Annotated in this window: 3 protein-coding genes; 1 reads left to right on the top strand and 2 read right to left on the bottom strand. The window is 74.8% G+C overall.

Annotated elements, in window-relative coordinates:
• Positions 1-111: 111 nt before the first annotated feature.
• Entirely contained in the window at positions 112-507 is a 396-nt protein-coding gene (locus ABZ641_RS34210) for a transglycosylase SLT domain-containing protein (RefSeq protein ID WP_359988228.1), read from the bottom strand.
• Between the two features lie 531 nt (positions 508-1,038).
• Here ABZ641_RS34210 and ABZ641_RS34205 point away from each other — a divergent pair.
• A complete protein-coding gene (locus ABZ641_RS34205; protein ID WP_359988226.1) occupies positions 1,039-1,542 on the top strand; it encodes a carboxymuconolactone decarboxylase family protein in 504 nt (167 codons plus the stop codon).
• Positions 1,543-1,587: 45 nt separating this feature from the next.
• Here ABZ641_RS34205 and ABZ641_RS34200 read toward each other — a convergent pair.
• Positions 1,588-2,153: AI-2E family transporter (locus ABZ641_RS34200; protein WP_359988224.1), on the bottom strand; the 566-nt coding region annotated here is incomplete at its 5' end.

The following is a 2,153-nucleotide window of genomic DNA, read 5'->3' as shown; positions in this document are numbered from 1 at the left end:
GTGCGCCGGGCCCCCTTGCGGGTGCCCCGGAGGTCCCTGTCCGGCCGCCGGGGCGGTGCGGGAACGGTCGTGCGGTGCCGGACGGGGCTGGTGCGGTGCCGAGGGGTCGGCTCAGTACCAGTGGTGGGTCTGCCAGAAGGACCAGGCGGCGTTCGGGCTGCCATAGCGCGAGTTCATGTAGTCGTAGGCCCACTTGATCTGGGTCTTCGGGTTGGTCTTCCAGTCGGCGCCGGCGGAGGCCATCTTGGAGCCCGGCAGGGCCTGGCCCAGGCCGTAGGCGCCGCAGCTCGGGTTCGTCGCGTGGACGTTCCAGCTCGACTCGTGGCTGATGATCTGGTTGAACGAGGCCAGCTGGTTCGCGGGAACGACCTGCGCGGCGATGGCCTGCGGCGACTGGGTCGCGGCGGAGGCGGTGGAGGGCATCAGGCCGGCGCCCAGCGCGGTGACACCGGCGGCACCGGCGAGAAGAGCAGCAGAAGTGCGCATACGAAGCTTGAAAGCGGGCATGTAGAACAAGACCTCAATCGGGTTGGGCCGGTGTCCCGCCCGCTGACGTCCCCGGGCCGGACAGGGGCCACGGGGTCGAGGGCGGGACTCGGCGGAGAGCCACACCCGGCGGGACAGGTGCCGGTGCGGCCTGACGACTCGCCCCAAGCTGCCAGACCGCCGGGGCCACCGCCAAGACCCCCCCTGATACGACCTGCCGTCGTAGCAACGCCCCTCGGCGCGGACCGGGAATACACCCCCGGGCGGTACCCCGTGCCGTCCGCCGGGACCGGCCCGCCGGCCGGTCCACCGCCGGGCGGCCGGGCGGGCGGGCACCCCTGACGGGCGACGGCCGGAGCCGGGGCACCGGTCCGCGGCCGACTACGACGCACCGTCGTGGCGGCCCGGGGCGTGTGAGCACCCTCACCGGTCCGCGGGCCGCGGTTCGGCAGTCCGTCGAAGGCCCGCCACGCTCCGTTCCGTGAGCGCCGTCTCAACCCGGCCGCCCCCACGGGCCCGGAGCACCGTGCACCGCTCCGGAGGGAACGCGCCATGGCCGACCGCGACGACGATCAGAGGGACGACGGGCAGAGGGGCGACGATCAGAGGGGCGACGATCAGAGGGGCGACGGGCAGGGGGACGAGGCGCAGGGGCAGAGGGAGCAGGAGCGGTACGCCGCCGCGCTCGACGCGGCCGAGGAGCTGCTCGGGATGCGGCTGGAGCGGTTCCTGGTGCGCGGCGCCGGCGAGCCCGACAACGGCGCCGACTTCAAGCGGCTCGCGACGGTCCACACCTTCGGCGACTCCTGGCCGCGGACGGACGTCCTCGACACCCGTGCGCGGGCCCTCGTCTCCGTGACGATCGCCGCCGCGCTGGGCACGCTCGAACCGCTGCGCGGCCAGCTCCGCATCGCGCTCAACAACGGCGTCACCGCCGAGGAGATCGTCGAGGTCTTCATCCACCTGGAGGCCTACGCCGGCGCGGCCCGGGCGTTCGACGGCTACCGGATCGCCCTGCAGGTCTTCGCCGAGCGGGCCCAGACGGACGGCGGGTAGCGGCGGCCCGGGGTCAGTCCGGCGGACGGCTTCGGGCGTGGGCCTTCAGGTGTCGGCCTTCGGCTGCGGCGCCGCGGGCCGCGGGGTGCGCAGCTCGGCGTACACCGACCAGGCCACCGACACCGCCGGGACGGCGACCACGGCGCCGATCACCCCGGCCGCGATGCTGCCCGCCAGCACCGAGACGGCGACCACCACCGGGTGCAGGCTGACCGCCCAGCTCATCACCAGCGGGTGCAGCAGATGGCCCTCGATCTGGCCGATCACCACGATCAGCAGCAGCACCACGATCGCGATCACCGGGCCGCGGGCCGCCAGCGCCACCAGGGAGGCGACCAGCATGGCGATCGGCGAGCCGACCAGCGGGACGAAGGAGGCGAAGAACTCGAGCACCGTCAGCGGCAGGGCCAGCGGCACCCGCAGCAGGTAGAGGGCGATGCCGACCATCGCGGCGTTGCTGGCCGCGACGATGAAGATGCCGCGGGTGTAGCCCGCGAAGGTGCTCCAGGCGGCGCGGCCGCCCCGGTCGAGGTGGTCGCCGGCCGCGGGGGGGGGGGGGGGCGCCGGGCCCCCGCCCCAACCCGCGGCCGGGGGGGGGGGGTACACCGCCA

The sequence above is a fragment of the Kitasatospora sp. NPDC007106 genome (genome assembly GCF_040634455.1).
GTDB classification, from domain to species: Bacteria; Actinomycetota; Actinomycetes; order Streptomycetales; family Streptomycetaceae; genus Kitasatospora; species Kitasatospora arboriphila.
This window is presented reverse-complemented; position numbering and strand designations above follow the sequence as displayed.

Excerpts from the sequence above, each read along its gene's own strand:
- ABZ641_RS34205 (WP_359988226.1), top strand. The coding sequence starts at position 1,039 with ATGGCCGACCGCGACGACGATCAGAGGGACGACGGGCAGAGGGGCGAC.
- ABZ641_RS34210 (WP_359988228.1), bottom strand. The coding sequence starts at position 507 with ATGCCCGCTTTCAAGCTTCGTATGCGCACTTCTGCTGCTCTTCTCGCC.